Source organism: Microcystis sp. M090S1, from assembly GCF_020246295.1.
Lineage (GTDB): Bacteria > Cyanobacteriota > Cyanobacteriia > Cyanobacteriales > Microcystaceae > Microcystis > Microcystis aeruginosa.
Map to the genome: position 1 here is coordinate 1 of NZ_JADBTF010000276.1, position 15,981 is coordinate 15,981.

Below are 15,981 nucleotides of genomic sequence, written 5' to 3' on the forward strand. Positions count from 1 at the left end.
AAATTAAGTCTGTGGGGGGTGGGGGGGGTTCCCAGAAGTCCTCGAAATCTTCTTCTATCAGTGCCGGAGAGGTGGCAGTTTCGTCGCTTTTGGCAATCGTCATTTTTTCGGCCTCTCTAGGTGGGAGTATCCATGTTTTTGACTCTTGATCGATTCTATGATAACTTCATTACCAACTTGATCATCTTTGCTCAAAAATATTGATGAATAAGCAAAAATTTTTTAACTCGCCGCAGTCTTATTAGCAGCGTTTGCGCCGAAGTGCCGGGGCTTGAGATAATCAGATAGCTATTATCTCAAAAACTATCACCATGACGATCGATCCGCAACAACTCATCGAACTAGCTCTCAAATCGGGAGCGGTGGCAGCCGAAGTTTATCAATCTTCCTCCCTTTCCCATCCCGTTTTTTTTGAGGCTAATCGTCTCAAACAGCTAGAAAGTTCCGAATCCGTGGGAACTGCCTTAAGATTATGGCGCGAGGGTTGTCCGGGGTTAGCGGTGGGTTATGGTGATGTGGAACCTGAAATTTTAGTAGAAACGGCGTTAAATTTATCCTATCTCAATGCCCCGGAAGAAATCGAATTTTCGGCACCACGACAGGCAATCTATGACCCGATTGGGCAAGATGTGGCGGTAGAATCTTTAATCGAGATGGGTAATCAAATGATTGGCCATATTCGCCAAGTTTATCCTGAGGTTATTTGTAGTGGTGAATGGGAATGTGAACGGGAAATCACCCGTTTGGTTAATTCCCAGGGTTTATATTGTCAATATACCGATACAGCTTTGAGTTATTATCTGGGGATTGAATGGGTACGGGGGGAGGATTTTCTAGCGGTTTATGATGGGGAATATACTCGCAGTACACCTCATCCCGAAACGGTAATTAAACAGTTATTGCAGCGACTACAATGGGCAGCCAATAATGTGGATAGTCCCACGGGAAAATTACCAATTTTATTGACCACTAATGCAGTTACCCTGTTATGGGGTACGGTGGCGATGGCTTTAAATGGTAAACAGATATTAGAAAAGTCTTCGCCCTGGAGTGATAAAATCGGTCAATTGGTGATGTCAGAAAAGTTGACTTTATCCCAACAACCCCAGCGAGAACCCTATAGTTGTCCCTTTGATGATGAGGGAACTCCTACCAAATTTTTATCTTTAATTGAGGGAGGTAGAGTTAAGGAATTCTATAGCGATCTTACCACGGCCAGATTATTAAAAACTCCTCCGACGGGAAACGGTTTTCGTCCTGGTTTAGGCGTTTATCCTCTGCCAGATTTAGTTAATCTAATCGTTGCACCTGGAGAGGGAACTTTAGAGGATTTAATCTCGCAAATAGATGAGGGCCTAGTTATCGACCAAATTTTAGGTCATGGGGCCGATATTTCGGGCGATTTTTCCGTCAATATCGATCTGGGTTATCGCATAGAAAAGGGCAAAATTACCGGACGAGTTAAAGATACAATGGTGACGGGAAATGTTTATACAGCTTTGCAGAATTTAATCGCTTTAGGGTCCGATAATCAATGGAATGGTTCCTGTTATACTCCCTCGCTAATTGTTGATAGTTTATCGGTGGTGGGGTAAAAATGTGGCGTTGTCAAATTGAAAGATGCTCCTAATCAGCACCGGAACTGAAATCACTAGGTGTAGGGCTAATTCATGAATTAGCCCTACAATAGGCGTTGTCAAATTGAAAGATGCTCCTAATCAGCACCGGAACTGAAATTAACTCAGCCTACTTTTTGGGGTTAATTTTTTGGGGCTTTATTTGACCTGAAAAGAGGGGGGTCGCAGGCTGGCACGGATTCCCATTCTATAAGAAATTATCTGTCAAGTCGCGGGGTTTTGTCAAGCTTTTTGGGAAAAAAAATTAACCGACACTCAAGGGGAGAAAATTGTCGGCAGAGATATTATTTAATCTCCCCTTTGAGTCGGTATTTTTCAGCTTGGCATTAACGCTTTAGTTGCCGAGGCACCAAGGCGATTTAATTGGCGATTAATTTGCCATCCGACGAGGGTTAAACCCAACCACTGACCGAAGATTGCCAAAGCGAAAGAGGGAAGTGTAGCGTATTTAGTAGCGGCAATGGGAAGAAAAGTAAAAAACCATAAAAGCGGAGATTGACTGGGATTAACTCTCAAGACAGCAAAACAGAGGAAGGGGAAAATAATCAAAATGCCGATGCTAGTAGCTGCCAGCAAAGCGCGTTTATTTGTGCTGGCTAACATCAATAATTGGGCGATAGCGGCATAGACTAAAATCATGTTCATTGCCAAGATAAACCCGGCTGCAGTGGCTAGTTTATATTGATGGAGAGGGGCGATAAAAATAGCGGGAAGGATGAATAAAATGGCAATAGCGACGTTAACAGCCATGGCTAGGGTAGAAGGGCTTTTTTCGCCAAAGATTACAGCTTTCCCCAGACTAATGCCCGTTTTTCCTTGCAGATGACGATAGCGAGTCCAATCTTGGAGAGTTTGACGGGGGGGAGTGAGGGCAAAAAGGATTAACAAGCCAAAAATTGCCACAAAAACGCTAAGAATCGCAAAATTATCGAAAATATAGCTCGGTTGCAGAGTTTGGAAGACAAAACCTAGGCTAATGGCACTAAAACAACCCATCATCCAGTAACTTTGGGGTTTACTAACAAGAGTAGCGAGGGGATTATGGAAGCGACGCTGGAGAATTCTGGTTAAACCGTAGGTGCAGAGGGAAAAATTGAGCAAAATTAAGCTAATACCCATTATAACCGATTGCCAGAGAGATTGACCGTACCAACGAAGGTCGAAGATTTGTGAGATTCCTAGATAGCGTACCGCATCGGGGGGGAGAAAGGTAGATTTAACTAGATAGGGGAGGACAAAACTAGGATTAAAGAGAATTAACCAATCAAAGGGGGTACGGGAACCACCATAGCCCGATAAAGTAAAAATACTGCTATAAAACACAAAGATTAAGACTGTTGCGCTGCCTAACCAGGGTTGAAATCCCCCTAACCATGGCGTGGCTAAAGCGAAACTAAGGGCGGCATGATAGAAAAAGGCACAACTAGCGATTAGAACCGCGTAGAAGGCTAAAATTAACGACAAGGGAATACCTGCTAATAAACCCGCCCCCAAGTGAAAGGGTAAAGCGAGAAGACAGACGAGATAGAGGAGAATGGGAACCCCGAAAATTTTGCCGATAAAAATCGTTCTGGCGGGTTGGGGACTCAGACGGATAAAATTAAGTGTACCCCGGCGTTCTTCCCCAGAAAGATCGGCGATTAATTGATAGGTTCCCACCACTAAAAGAGCGAAAATGCCGGTAATGCTCAGAAAAGTGAAGATATCTAACCACCATAACCGGGAGATAATCATCCATTGACCATTTAAGTCTTGGATACAGTATTTAATCCCACTATAGGGATAATAGTCGTTGTTATTGGGGGGATTAGCGGTACAGTAACGACTAAATCCCGCCCCTACCGGCAGGCGACTTTGATAGTACAAGTAAACTAATAATTGACCAACAAGGGAGATAACCGAGGCGATCGAGATATTTTTCGGGGTTAATCTTCCTTGCCATTCTCGCATAATTTGCGGGTTGGTTTCCGTAAGGCGATCGATTATTGTCGCTATCATATTTTTGTCCTCTCTACAGCCGTTATCAGGAGCTAATCCTAGATTAACCCGGCAACTTGTCGATCGGTTCGGGGAGGAAGAAATCCATCGAGATGCAGCTAAAATACCGGGGAAGGGAATCAAAAAAATTTTACTTGCGGGTCGAAGAAAAGGGAAAAGTGCCAGACCAGTGAGCTTCTGTTTTACACTAGAATTTGGCCGCCTGAATCTAGATCTATGCCCACTCTGACCCTCAATTTTCCCCTAACTGCCGTTGTCGGCCAAGAAGCGATTAAATTAGCCCTACTCTTAGCCGCCGTGGATCCCGCCCTGGGGGGTGTGGTAATTGCCGGTCGTCGGGGAACCGCCAAATCAGTCATGGCGCGAGCGATACATTCCTTACTGCCACCGATCGAAATTATCGCAGGTAATGTCTTTAATTGTGATCCCAATAATGCCGACGAATGGGACGATCGCACTAAAGAAGAATATAGCAGTGGAGAGGTCCCCGGGGAAGTTATCCGGGCCCCTTTCGTGCAGATTCCCCTAGGAGTCACGGAGGATCGTTTATTGGGTTCCGTCGATGTGGAAGAATCGGTGAAACAGGGGGAACCAGTCTTTCAACCCGGTTTATTAGCCAGCGCCCATCGGGGAATTCTCTACATCGATGAAATTAATCTACTTGATGACCAAATTGCTAACCAATTACTAACAGTTTTAAGCGAAGGACGTAACCAAATCGAACGGGAAGGCATCAGTTTTCAACATCCCTGTAAACCAATCCTGATCGCTACTTATAACCCGGAAGAGGGGGATTTACGACCCCATTTATTAGATAGAATTGCCATTGCCCTTTCCGCCGATGGTGTCCTTAGTTTAGACCAACGAGTCACCGCCGTCAATCAGGCGATCGAGTATGCTGTTTCTCCCACCGCTTTTATCGCCCAATATGCCCAAGAAATCGATGATCTAAAAACCGAAATTATTCTGGCGAGGGAATGGTTAAAAGAGGTAAAAATTAAACCCGAACAAATTAGTTATCTAGTGGAGGAAGCGGTACGCGGTAGGGTAGAAGGTCATCGCGCCGAGATTTTTGCCGTGAGAGTAGCCAAGGCCGCCGCCGCTTTAGAAGGTCGGGATTTAGTCAGTGCCGATGACTTAAAAAGAGCCGTCGAATTAGTCATTGTACCTCGATCGCTGATTACGCCACCACCCCCAGAACAGGAACAACAACAACCACCGCCACCACCGCCACCACCGGAACCGCCCCAAGACGAAAACCAGCAGGAACAGGAAGAAAAAGAGGAGGAGAAAGAAGAAGAAAAAGAACCGGAACAGCCGGATAATCTGCCGGAAGAATTTGTTTTCGACCCGGAAGGGGTTTTACTGGATCCCAGTGTGTTGTATTTTGCCCAGATGGCCCAGCGTCAGGGGAAATCGGGGGCGCGTAACCTGATTTTCTCGGAAGATAGAGGACGTTATATTAAGCCGATGTTACCCCGGGGCAAGGTGAAAAGAGTCGCCGTCGATGCCACTCTCCGGGCGGCCGCCCCCTATCAAAAAGCCCGTCGCTTAAGGAATCCCGAACGTCGTGTGATTATAGAAGAAGGGGATCTGCGCTCAAAACGGTTGGCCCGTAAGGCCGGTTCTTTAATTGTCTTTGTCGTCGATGCCTCCGGTTCCATGGCGCTCAATCGGATGCAGTCGGCCAAAGGTGCGGTTATGCGTCTGTTAACGGAAGCTTACGAAAATCGCGACCAGATTGCGCTGATTCCTTTCCGGGGCGAGCGAGCAGATGTACTATTGCCGCCGACCAAATCGATTACCCTAGCGAAAAAACGTCTAGAAACCCTGCCCTGTGGCGGCGGTTCCCCCTTAGCCCACGGTTTAACCCAAGCGGTTCATGTGGGGATGAATGCCCGTTTATCGGGGGATATCGGTCAAGTGGTGATTGTGGCGATTACCGACGGTAGAAGTAATATTCCTTTGGCGAAATCTTTAGGCGAACCGATTCCGGAGGGGGAAAAACCGGATATTAAGGCAGAACTGCTCGATATTGCCGCTAAAATTCGCTCTTTAGGCATTAAACTGCTGGTCATCGATACGGAGAAAAAATTCGTCTCCACTGGTTTTGCCAAAGAATTAGCCCTAAAAGCCGGGGGTAAATATTATCATCTACCCCGGGCCACGGAACAAGCGATCGCATCTATGGCGCGAGGGGCAATTGCGGGACTGTAGCTGGGGTTTGCGGCAAAAAGTTTTTCGGTGGTGGCAGGGTGTGGGGTGTTAGCCTCAACTCCAATCCCCGCTTGGGATTTACTTCGACCAAGCCCAAAATCGCTGAAACCCAGATATATCAAGGAAAATCATAAATCGAGGTTAACCCTTTGTCCCGTAATGTGCTGACCGAAAACGCATAAGTCCCACTAACGGAAGATTTTTGATTTTGGCAGGAGAGCTAATATTGAGATGTACTCCTAAAAATTAGCTATTGACTCGAATTTTGCTGATTTTCTGTTTGTTTCCCGGTCTGGTGTGACAGCATCTAGAAAAACTTAACAATAATCAGCAATAAGCGAGAGATATACTACAAACAAACATTAGTAAGTTTTAATTAAGAGAACTATGAGCTTTCGATTTGGCAAAATCTTGATAGCAGGGGTATTGGCGGTACTTTTGCTAGTAACTTCCTGTGCTAAAGCTCCCTCACAATTTGACCAAGCGCAACAAGAAAGTACCGCTCGCGGGGCGGCGGCAGTGGTGAAAGAATCCACCTCTGGCGGCAGTTTTAATCGGTTTTTCCCGCCTTCTGGGGGAGGATACGAGCGCATCTATACCCAGGAGAAAAAAGGCTTTGCTGAGGCAAAACTGAAGCAAGATGGCAAAGTTCTGGCTATGTTAGCCATATCTGACATCAGCAATAATCCCGCCGCGGCCAATAAATTCCAAGACAGTCAAACCACAATTAAAGGTTTTCCCTCTGTGGAACAGGGTGCAACCGCCAGCGCCGTTTTAGTCAATAATCGCTATCAAGTCAAGGTTTTATCGCGGGAGCCAGATTTTTCTTCCAGCGATCGCCAAGCTTGGTTAGCTAAGTTCGATTTAGATGGTCTAGCAAAATTAAAGTAAGGAGACATCCGTGAGTAAGCCAATTTTTGAACTGGTGGACGAATTACCGACGAATAATCTCACCGTCAAAGTTCTCAAAACCCTTGATTATGTAGTGCCGGGACAGTGGGATAACCTAGTCGGGTTTAAAAATACGATTATCAAAGTCACCGGCGAAACCGACGAAAGCATGATCCAACAGATTGGCGATCGAGCCGTTTGGTTGTTTAATGATAAATCCCAGGGCTATCAACGGGCGCTCTGGCTCTACCAAACCATCGACAGCGCCGATAATGCCCTAGCCGCCGCCTCTCTTGCTAATGCCGTCGGTGGTAAAATTCCCCTCATGGGCGGTTTAATCGAAAAATTAACCCCTGCCCCCGAAAAAGCGCAAACCATCGATCTAACCTTGAAATTAGTGACCGAATTAGTCGCTTTTTGTCAAATTAATGGCATTCCGGGGGATAGTATCGATGATTTCGTCGCTTCTCTGGGAGATTATAGCGGCGAATCCCTGATGCGGATGGCGGCGTTAGTTTGTTTGGATGGTTTAATTCCCCTGGGGGGCAGTTTTATCCGGAAAGTGGAATCGGGCCTGAGCATTCTCACCCCGGAAGAATTAGAATCTAACTCCACTTTCGGCAGTATTAAAGAATTGATTCCGGGGGGAAATACTGCCAGAAAATTAGACTTTATCGGTCAAAGTTTCGACTCCACTAAAGGTTGGATGAGTGGTTTTGTCAGCGAGCGCAGTTTGAGCCAGCAGGGATTATTGAGCAAAATTCAGGGATTTATCGACTTTTCTGCCGACAAATTGGTATATGTTGGGGCATTCCTCGATATGACCACCAATTACTATGAACATACCGGTATTCAAACCCTGGCTCGTCGTTTAATCGAAAGAGCCGTGGCGGAAATTTAAGTGGCACCGGGGGCAGGGATGGACAGACCGATACCAAATCCGTTTTTAATACCATGATTAAGTCCCCATTCAACTTTAAAAACCCAGTTATGGATTGTTTCCCCCTGCTCCGGCACTCACCCACTTTCCTATACCTTTTCCACGGGATTTAGTATAATATCTCCTCCTTAGCCCCTCAAGGTCATGAATCAGGCACAACTTATCCATGCCGCTAAACTCCAGGATCCAGCCGCTATTATTGCTCTACTTAACCAAAGTCTCTTAACCAGAAAAATAGAGGTTGTTGAAGCCACCCCGCAAGAAAATGCCCTGACTCTAAAAGTTCAATCCAAAAATATACCCAATCAACACAAGTTATTACCTTTTTTGTCGGCAGAAATCAAAAGCTTGGGCATCGATGGATTAGAACAAGTGATCGTTTACGGTATGACCGAGGAATCCGATATCCCCGCTTGGGAAGAATCGATAACCCTGAGTCAAGATGATTTAATCGTCAATCGTGTCACCAAATTAAACTCTTTGCCGATAATAACCGCAGAAATCGCCGAAAATGACCGAGAAGATGCCCCAGAAGCTTTGGAAGACTCTGAAACAACCGAAGAAAAAGCCCTAGAGAAACCGGAGGAGTTCACTGAAGCTGCTGAGAATATTGTGGCGACTGGTGAGCGATTTTCCCTATCTCATCGGAGACACTCCTCTTTTCCCCTCAGTATAATTTTGCCTTACCTAGCGATCGGTTTTGGCACTGGAATTATTATAGGTGCTTACTTTGGCTATCAAAAAGCAGTGAGTGAAATGTACGCACAACCCGGAGCGCTCGAACAAACCCGATAAATTTTCCTGTCCCCAACCTGATATGATCGAAATTGGCGATCTTACGATTAAGACCAATGCAAAATTTTCCTATCTCTAAACCCCAATAATTTAGGGCTTTTTTTCTTGGGAATTTGTCGGTAAGGACAGCAGCAACAGTTTATTTTTTATCTTTAGCCACACATATATAACCGCTCATGTCTATGGAAGAAGCCTTGAAACTCCTAAAAGAATATGGATGTATTCAACTAAAAATTGCCCAATCCCCCGAAGAAGAAGAAGCTCTAAGACAGGCAATTTTATTAGTTAACCAAGGTTCGGAGTCAATTAATTTAGGTATCTGTGCCGATAACAATGAAGAGGGATTTAAAGCCCTGAAAAGTTATCTACAAGCCCTGGGATACCCCTTACCTAATAGTCTCCCAGAAGACCACCCAGAACAGGGAGCGGTGTATATTAAATACAATACCCAAAGACAAGCTTCCTATCTCGATTCCTATACGGGAACCTATCGCGGTGTCCTGGTTTCTTGTCAGTCAGAAAATGATCAATTAGTCGGTACTTATGGTCACTTTCCCCTCGATTTATTCTCTTAAGAGGCATAGTTTTTGGGTTATTTAAGCGATTAACCATCAGCCGGACAGTGATTACTGTTTACAAATAAGAGGCAAAAAGCTCCCCACTCCTGTCCACTGAATTCTCTTTCCTGACTCTTGTTAACTTTTTACCTGAAAAAAAATATGTATTTGTTAATTCCAGCAGCGGGAATGGGTAAACGGATGGGCAGCGATCGCAATAAGTTACTGCTCACCCTGCACGGAAAACCTCTCCTGGCTTGGACTTTACTGGCTGCCATGCAATCCAGGGCAATTATCTGGATTGGCATCATGGCACAACCGGAAGACTTTGAGCAGATCCGAGCAATTATCACCCCTATAAATGCCCTTAAACCCGTGCAAATCATCCAAGGAGGCGAAACCAGACAAAAATCGGTTTACAATGGCTTACAAGCCCTACCAGAGGGGGCTGAGACGGTTTTAATTCACGATGGGGCGCGCTGTTTAGCCACTCCCGAATTATTCGATCGCTGTGCCGCCGCTTTAGCCACTTGTCAGGGTTTCATTGCGGCGATTCCGGTGAAAGATACGATTAAAATTGTCGATAGCAAGGGCTGGATTGAGGATACACCGGATCGCTCGCAGTTGTGGGCGGCCCAAACGCCCCAGGGTTTTCAGGTAAAATTATTAAAAGAATGTCATGAACAGGGCCGAAAATTAGATTGGGAAGTCACCGACGATGCCGCCTTATTAGAAAAATGTGGTTTTCCCGTCAAAATTGTCGTCGGTGAAGAAACTAACTTAAAAATTACGACTCCGGGGGATCTGGCAATTGCCGAATATATTGTAAGTCAACGTTTATAATTTTTCGTCTACTTTAACGCCGTCCCGTTTAATAATACGAGCGGGAATACCCACAACCACACAATTAGGTGGAACATCTTTGACTACCACTGAATTTGCGCCCACGGTGACATTATCGCCGATGGTAATGTTTCCTAAGACTTTAGCACCGGCGGTAATCCTGACATTATTGCCAATTTTGGGGCGACCGCTTTTATCTTTATAGCCAATTGTTACCTGTTGATTAATCCAACAGTTATCGCCCAAATCCGCCATAACAATAGTACTAAAACCGTGTTGAATAAATAATCCTTTGCCAATCGAACAGGAAGAATCTAGAAATAAATAGGAACTTTCTCGATAGAAAAACCTAAGAATATACATAAAAAAACGGCTGAATGAACCACCTTGAAAAAGACGACAATAATATAAATTTCTAAATTCTTTTGCCTCCAGACACAGAGCTAACAATTGTAACGAATCTGCTCTTTTTTCCCAACCTAATAACTCTACCCAACGCCGCACATCACCTAAGATAAGTTCTCGATTATTAGCTACCTGAAAAGCAATGATTAAAGGTGAGAACAAAACAATACCCGCATAGAAAAATAATTTTCGGAAGACACTTTTCATCGTTGGTCTAAAATAAGTGACAATAGACTTGCTTTTTGTTGCTATTGATTATAGTAGTATTGTAGCGAATAGTTCAACCTTCGCCCGTTTATTGGACTCCAACGATGTCAACTACCTTACAGTTCCTTCCCGAAGTATCCGTGATCGTGCCAATTTATAACGGAGAGAAAGATATACCCCCTCTCATTGATTGTTTAGCCAAACAGACCTATCCCCGTCAATTAGTTGAATATATTTTAGTTGATAATAATAGTAGCGATCGCACGGCAGAATTATTAGGAAAGGCAGCACAAGAACAGAGGGGACTGAAACTGATCATTTTAAGCGAAAATCACATACAAAGCTCCTACGCTACTCGCAACAAAGGGATCAAAAGCGCTCGTTTTCCTTTTCTGGCCTTCACCGATGCCGATTGTCGTCCCGCACCGCAATGGTTGACAGAATTGATCCAACCCTTTAAAGATACTAGGATCGGTCTGGTAGTGGGTGAAATTGCTGCCTTAACTGGTTCCACTTGGTTGGAAAATTATGCGGAACGTCGTCACTTTATGTCACCAAAATTTCTTTTAGAACATTCTTTTTGTCCCTACGGTCAAACTGCTAACCTCGCTATTCGTCGAGAAGCTTTTCAAAAAGTTGGTTTATTTCGTCCTTATTTAACTACCGGTGGTGATGCCGATATCTGTTGGCGTATTCAACAACAAACCGACTGGCAATTAACCTACGCACCAGAGGCAATTATTTACCATCGTCATCGTTCCACCTTAGAAGAATTAAGAAGTCAATTAAAACGTTACGGGCGCTCGAATCGCTATCTTCACGAATTGTATGGTGTCGAATTGATGCGACCTTTAACCAATCAAGAGTTATTTTTTACTCTCGGTCGTTGGTTATTAAAAGAGCTACCAAAAAATACTCTCAAGTTACTGTTTGGTAAAGCAGATTTAGTAGATTTATTGGCTACTCCCCTCGATTTAATTGGGTTTCAGTCCCGCAGCCAAGGACAAGCCACGGCTAAACTACCCGAAAAAGCTAAAGAAATCGAATGGCTTTAATTCAGTTATCAGTTATCAGTTATCAGTTATCAGTTATCAGATGTGAGTTTTCAGTGATCAGTGATCAGTGATCAGTTATCGGTTATCAGATGTAAGTTTTCAGTTCACTGATTACTGATTACTGATTACTGTTTACTGATTAAGGTTTCCTCTATGGTTTCTACCTGAGTGAAACATCCCGGAAGATCCTTAATTTCTGATACATATCCCCCGTCATCATCAGGATAAATTGTTATTGGATATTTTAGCCTCAAATAAAACTCTAATGATTCCGGCTTAGTTTTATTACTTGTCTTCATATTTTTTACCTCTTTAAAGTTAACAAATAGGATCAATATATTTTGAGTAAATACCCAGAAAACATCAAGAAGGGAATCAGCTTTAAACCTTTTCGGTCAACTATCCATTCCCCTATTCTGGCGCTCCAGGCTTCAAAGTGGGGGACAAAATAGGGTAAGGTAAAAAAGCTGTGCCGATAACCGAGACTATGACCGTTGAATGGCAATCCGTCAAAACCTACGAGGATATTCTTTACCATAAATGGGGGGGAATCGCCAAAATCACTATAAATCGCCCCCATAAGCGTAATGCCTTCCGTCCAAAAACAGTTTTTGAGCTTTACGACGCTTTCTGTGATGCTCGCGAGGATGCGCGCATTGGGGTAGTATTGCTCACGGGTGCAGGTCCCCACAGCGACGGCAAATATGCTTTTTGTTCCGGCGGCGATCAGACGGTGCGCGGTCAGGCGGGTTATATTGGCGATGATGGCGTACCCCGGCTCAATGTGCTGGATTTACAGAAATTAATTCGCTCCATCCCCAAGGTAGTTATCGCGCTGGTGGCAGGTTATGCGGTCGGGGGCGGTCATGTTTTGCACTTGGTTTGTGATTTAACCTTAGCGGCGGATAACGCCATTTTCGGACAGACCGGTCCAAAAGTGGGCAGTTTTGACGGCGGTTTTGGCTCTAGTTATCTGGCCCGGGTCGTCGGTCAGAAAAAAGCTCGCGAGATTTGGTTTCTCTGTCGGCAGTATAACGCCCAACAAGCGTTAGAAATGGGTTTGGTTAACCATGTCGTCCTGGTGGAGGAATTAGAGCGGGAAGGGATTAAATGGTCCTTAGAAATCCTCGAAAAAAGTCCCTTGGCGATTCGCTGCCTAAAATCGGCTTTTAATGCTGATTGTGATGGTCAAGCGGGTTTACAGGAGTTGGCGGGTAATGCCACTTTACTCTACTATATGACCGCCGAAGGAGCCGAAGGTAAACAGGCTTTCCTCGAAAAACGTCCCCCCGATTTTAGTCAATATCCTTGGCTACCCTAATCAGTGATCAGTGAACAGTAAACAGTAATCAGTGAAAAGAAAGCAGAAAACCGCCGTGTAATACTGCTCACTTAATACTCCATACTCCTACTGATCACTGATCACCGATCAGCTATGCTAGTTTAGAGAGAGTAGTTAGGTTCGGTAGCAGCATTGGTTTCAAACAGAAGTGGTTTTTCCCTGATGGCCTTGACTGGGTTGTGTCCGATCTCCTTCTCGAAATGGCTGTGATATTGGGAGACAATCCATGACGATTTACGTTGGTAATCTGGTTTATGAAGTCACGAAAGAGGACTTGCACGGTGTATTCGCTGAATACGGCACGGTTAGTCGCGTTTACTTGCCCGTAGATCGGGAAACGGGTAAAATGCGCGGTTTTGGTTTTGTGGAAATGTCCTCCGATGAGGAAGAAGCAAAAGCGATCGAAACTCTTGACGGGGCCGAATGGATGGGACGACAGATGAAAGTCAACAAAGCTCGTCCCAAAGAAGACAATTTCGGTGGTGGTGGCGGCGGTGAGCGCAAAAACTCTGGGCGCCGCGAACGTTAAACAGATTCTTTTAAAATTCCAGAAGCGGTTATTTCTGTTAACCGCTTTCCTATCGATAATTAATAAATCTGCGTTTGTTTTCTAACATCCTAATGCCCATTTTTAAAGGACGGGGTTTCAGACCGAAAATTTTCGATGAATTTATTCAAGATAAAAATGATCCCAGATACTCGATATGCACATTTCATCGTTTTGACAAAAAAAGGCTAACAGACGCAAAAATCTCGGTTCGTCCATAGATTTTGAGAATGTTATCAGGTAGAATCAAGATTTGATTCGCACCTACTCCTGCTCACCTTATTTGTATGAAGATAGCAATCATCACAGCAACTCCCCAAAATGTCAAGCTCGGAAGTGGTACCTTCGTCACCAATATCCATCTGACTAACGAGTTACGCTCGCAGGGTCATGTGGTTGATGTCTTCTCGCCAGCCAAAGCATCGGGGCCGTTAGGCTATATGGCTCATCGCTTTCTTTGGAATTGGCGGCTCGATCCCCGTCGCTTTGACGACTATGATGTGGTGGTGGGTTACGATATGGATGGTTACGCCATCAGCGATCGCCTGAAAGTCCCTTTTATTGTTTATATTCTTGGTATTATTGCCGATGAGGCCACCTTTGAGCGGGGTTGGGTACGAACTTCTCTAGAATTGATGGCAAAAGCCGAGAAAGTGAGCGTCCATCGTGCCGATATGGTCATCTCTATCAGTGAGTATTCGCGTACTAGACTCAAGCAACTTTATCAGTATGATGGCAATATCGAAATTGTTCATTCTCTAATTGATCTCAAAGGGTGGGATGCAGCGGTAGCCTCGGTCAAGTATGAGGAAAAAAACCGCGAGCAGAGGAGGCCGACTGTGTTTTGTGTCGGTGTCCAGTATCCCCGCAAAAATGTTGCCACTTTGATCCGCGCCGCCGCAATTCTCCGCCGTCAAATACCCGATGTAGAGGTAAGAATTGCCAGCAAAGGTCCTGAATGGAATAATTTACGCCGTCTAGCACAAGAACTCAATTTAGAGCAAAATGTTACTTTTCTCGGCTATCTTTCCTATCAAGAACTGATCCAAGAATATCTTGATTGTCAAGTTTTTTGTTTACCTAGTCTGCAAGAAGGATTTGGCATAGTTTTTGCTGAAGCTATGGCCAGTTATAAACCGATTGTCGCCAGTCGTTCTTCCTCGACACCGGAGTTGATTGAAGATGGTGTACAAGGTCTATTAGCCAATCCCTTAGATGCCGAAGATTTAGCCAGTAAATTGGCAGAAGTGCTTCTCAATCCAGAAAAAGCTCGTTCCTTAGGGAAGGCAGGTAGAGCGAAAGTTTCAGAATTTGATGCGCCGATTATTGCCCAACGTTTCAGTCAGTTATTAACCAATTTTCTGGAAAAATAGATTAACTTTGAGAATAAAAATTCAACCACTAACGCACAGCGTATAAATGGAAAATATCCACGAATGTCGAAGGTAGCAAGTCTCTTTTTTCTAGTTGAATTTTGAAGCCATTATCTGCCAGCATTTGGCTTATTTGCTTTAAGCGTCTCTTTTTATCGTGAATTTCAGCCACTATTTGCTTAATTTTTGGCCAGTCTTTAGCTTCGATGCTTTGAAATACTTCGTATTCTTCTCCTTCCACGTCAATTTTCAATAAATCGATGGAGTCAATACCAAGTTCATTAATTACGGAGGATAGAGTTCTTACTTCACAGGCTACTTGTTCTTTTTCTTGGAAGAACTCTTCAAACAAATTTTCTATTTTTGAGGAATTCTGATCGACTTCAATATCTTCTAATTCAGCCAAGGTATCCTCTGGCTTTGTGGTTGAATTAGCAGACATATTTGGATAAAAAGTAAAGATTTTTGCTGGGTTATTTTCTGAACTTAATCCATAGTTAAATAAAACAATATCCTCTAAAGAATGCAAATGAATATTTTTTTGCAAAACCTCAAAAGTTGGACTGATTGGCTCAAAGGCGAAAACTTTTGCTGTTGGTTCAACTCCCTTGACAAAAATAGAGAATAGACCGATATTGGCTCCAACATCAAAGATCACATCGCCTTCTTTGATGACGATATCATGCCTTTCATATTGCCTTTCAGTAAATATTTCCGAAAAAATGTATTCTGTTTCCTCTTTGCTACTACTGTAGTAACATTCTAATCCATTAGAAAAAGTAATTTTTTTGGCAATCACCGTTGATGTATAGTTGCGATCTGGGACAAAATTATATTAACACCATAAATCTCTCCCCGTCAAGAATGAGGTAAGCTGTTGACTATCTAAATTACTCGTTAAGATTGCAGGGGAGCGCCGGAGCTGCGGAGCAGGGAGAAGCAGTTTGAGCATTTGTACTAAACTTTACGATACGCAGTTTAAATTCATGGGACTTAGACAAAAAACAAATCGAGAAAAGCCTCAACTCCAATCCCCGCTTGGGGTTTACTTCGAGAAGCCCAAAATCGCTGAAACCCAGATAGATCAAGGAAAATGATAAATCGAGGTTAACCCTTTGTCCCGTAATGGTTTGAGCCTTTTTTGCTGACCGAAAACGCCTAAGTCCCACTAATC

At 44.1% G+C, this 15,981-nt stretch carries 14 protein-coding genes and 1 pseudogene; 11 read left to right on the forward strand and 4 right to left on the reverse strand.

The genetic code is table 11. The features are described 5' to 3' along the window. Window positions 1–103 (reverse strand): annotated as a pseudogene (locus IM477_RS23355) (Uma2 family endonuclease); the annotation flags it as partial. Between the two features lie 208 nt (window positions 104–311). Between IM477_RS23355 and IM477_RS12245 the strand changes: the two are divergent. Beyond that, on the forward strand, window positions 312–1,595 hold the full coding sequence (locus IM477_RS12245; protein ID WP_287731941.1) for a TldD/PmbA family protein: 1,284 nt from the start codon (window positions 312–314) through the stop codon (window positions 1,593–1,595). 357 nt (window positions 1,596–1,952) lie between these two features. On the opposite strand, the gene IM477_RS12250 is transcribed toward IM477_RS12245, so the two are convergent. Then, window positions 1,953–3,635 (reverse strand): hypothetical protein, encoded by a 1,683-nt coding sequence (locus tag IM477_RS12250; RefSeq protein WP_287731944.1) that lies wholly within the window; start codon window positions 3,633–3,635, stop codon window positions 1,953–1,955. 216 nt (window positions 3,636–3,851) lie between these two features. On the opposite strand from IM477_RS12250, the gene bchD reads away from it, so the two are divergent. The 6 genes from bchD (at window position 3,852) to ispD (ending at window position 9,878) form a co-directional block, all read left to right on the forward strand. Then, window positions 3,852–5,852, forward strand: coding sequence for a magnesium chelatase ATPase subunit D (gene bchD, locus IM477_RS12255; protein WP_287731947.1), 2,001 nt, complete (start codon window positions 3,852–3,854; stop codon window positions 5,850–5,852). 387 nt (window positions 5,853–6,239) lie between these two features. Beyond that, window positions 6,240–6,743 carry a hypothetical protein gene (locus tag IM477_RS12260; protein ID WP_287731948.1) on the forward strand — a complete coding sequence of 168 codons (504 nt, stop codon included), beginning with the start codon at window positions 6,240–6,242 and terminating at the stop codon, window positions 6,741–6,743. 10 nt (window positions 6,744–6,753) lie between these two features. Continuing rightward, a complete protein-coding gene (locus IM477_RS12265) occupies window positions 6,754–7,644 on the forward strand; it encodes a hypothetical protein (protein ID WP_149985413.1) in 891 nt (296 codons plus the stop codon). Between the two features lie 183 nt (window positions 7,645–7,827). Further along, entirely contained in the window at window positions 7,828–8,478 is a 651-nt protein-coding gene (locus IM477_RS12270) for a hypothetical protein (protein ID WP_287731950.1), read from the forward strand. Between the two features lie 176 nt (window positions 8,479–8,654). Continuing rightward, on the forward strand, window positions 8,655–9,053 hold the full coding sequence (locus IM477_RS12275; RefSeq protein ID WP_052278126.1) for a DUF1824 family protein: 399 nt from the start codon (window positions 8,655–8,657) through the stop codon (window positions 9,051–9,053). A gap of 144 nt (window positions 9,054–9,197) precedes the next feature. After that, window positions 9,198–9,878 (forward strand): 2-C-methyl-D-erythritol 4-phosphate cytidylyltransferase, encoded by a 681-nt coding sequence (gene ispD, locus IM477_RS12280; protein ID WP_287731952.1) that lies wholly within the window; start codon window positions 9,198–9,200, stop codon window positions 9,876–9,878. On the opposite strand, the gene IM477_RS12285 is transcribed toward ispD, so the two are convergent. Then, a complete protein-coding gene (locus IM477_RS12285; protein WP_287731954.1) occupies window positions 9,873–10,490 on the reverse strand; it encodes a serine O-acetyltransferase in 618 nt (205 codons plus the stop codon). The genes ispD and IM477_RS12285 overlap by 6 nt on opposite strands. 104 nt (window positions 10,491–10,594) lie before the next feature. Here IM477_RS12285 and IM477_RS12290 point away from each other — a divergent pair, with 104 nt between their 5' ends. The 4 genes from IM477_RS12290 to IM477_RS12305 all read left to right on the forward strand — a co-directional run bounded on the left by IM477_RS12290 (window position 10,595) and on the right by IM477_RS12305 (window position 14,807). Continuing rightward, complete coding sequence (locus IM477_RS12290) at window positions 10,595–11,545, forward strand: glycosyltransferase family 2 protein (RefSeq protein ID WP_287731956.1); 951 nt, start codon at window positions 10,595–10,597, stop codon at window positions 11,543–11,545. Between the two features lie 487 nt (window positions 11,546–12,032). Continuing rightward, a complete protein-coding gene (gene menB, locus IM477_RS12295; RefSeq protein ID WP_287731959.1) occupies window positions 12,033–12,866 on the forward strand; it encodes a 1,4-dihydroxy-2-naphthoyl-CoA synthase in 834 nt (277 codons plus the stop codon). Between the two features lie 247 nt (window positions 12,867–13,113). Further along, window positions 13,114–13,416 carry an RNA-binding regulator gene (gene rbp / locus IM477_RS12300; protein WP_287673618.1) on the forward strand — a complete coding sequence of 101 codons (303 nt, stop codon included), beginning with the start codon at window positions 13,114–13,116 and terminating at the stop codon, window positions 13,414–13,416. 305 nt (window positions 13,417–13,721) lie between these two features. Continuing rightward, a complete protein-coding gene (locus IM477_RS12305) occupies window positions 13,722–14,807 on the forward strand; it encodes a glycosyltransferase family 4 protein (protein WP_287731957.1) in 1,086 nt (361 codons plus the stop codon). Between the two features lie 28 nt (window positions 14,808–14,835). On the opposite strand, the gene IM477_RS12310 is transcribed toward IM477_RS12305, so the two are convergent. Further along, a complete protein-coding gene (locus IM477_RS12310; RefSeq protein WP_287731958.1) occupies window positions 14,836–15,606 on the reverse strand; it encodes an FkbM family methyltransferase in 771 nt (256 codons plus the stop codon). Window positions 15,607–15,981: the final 375 nt, after the last annotated feature.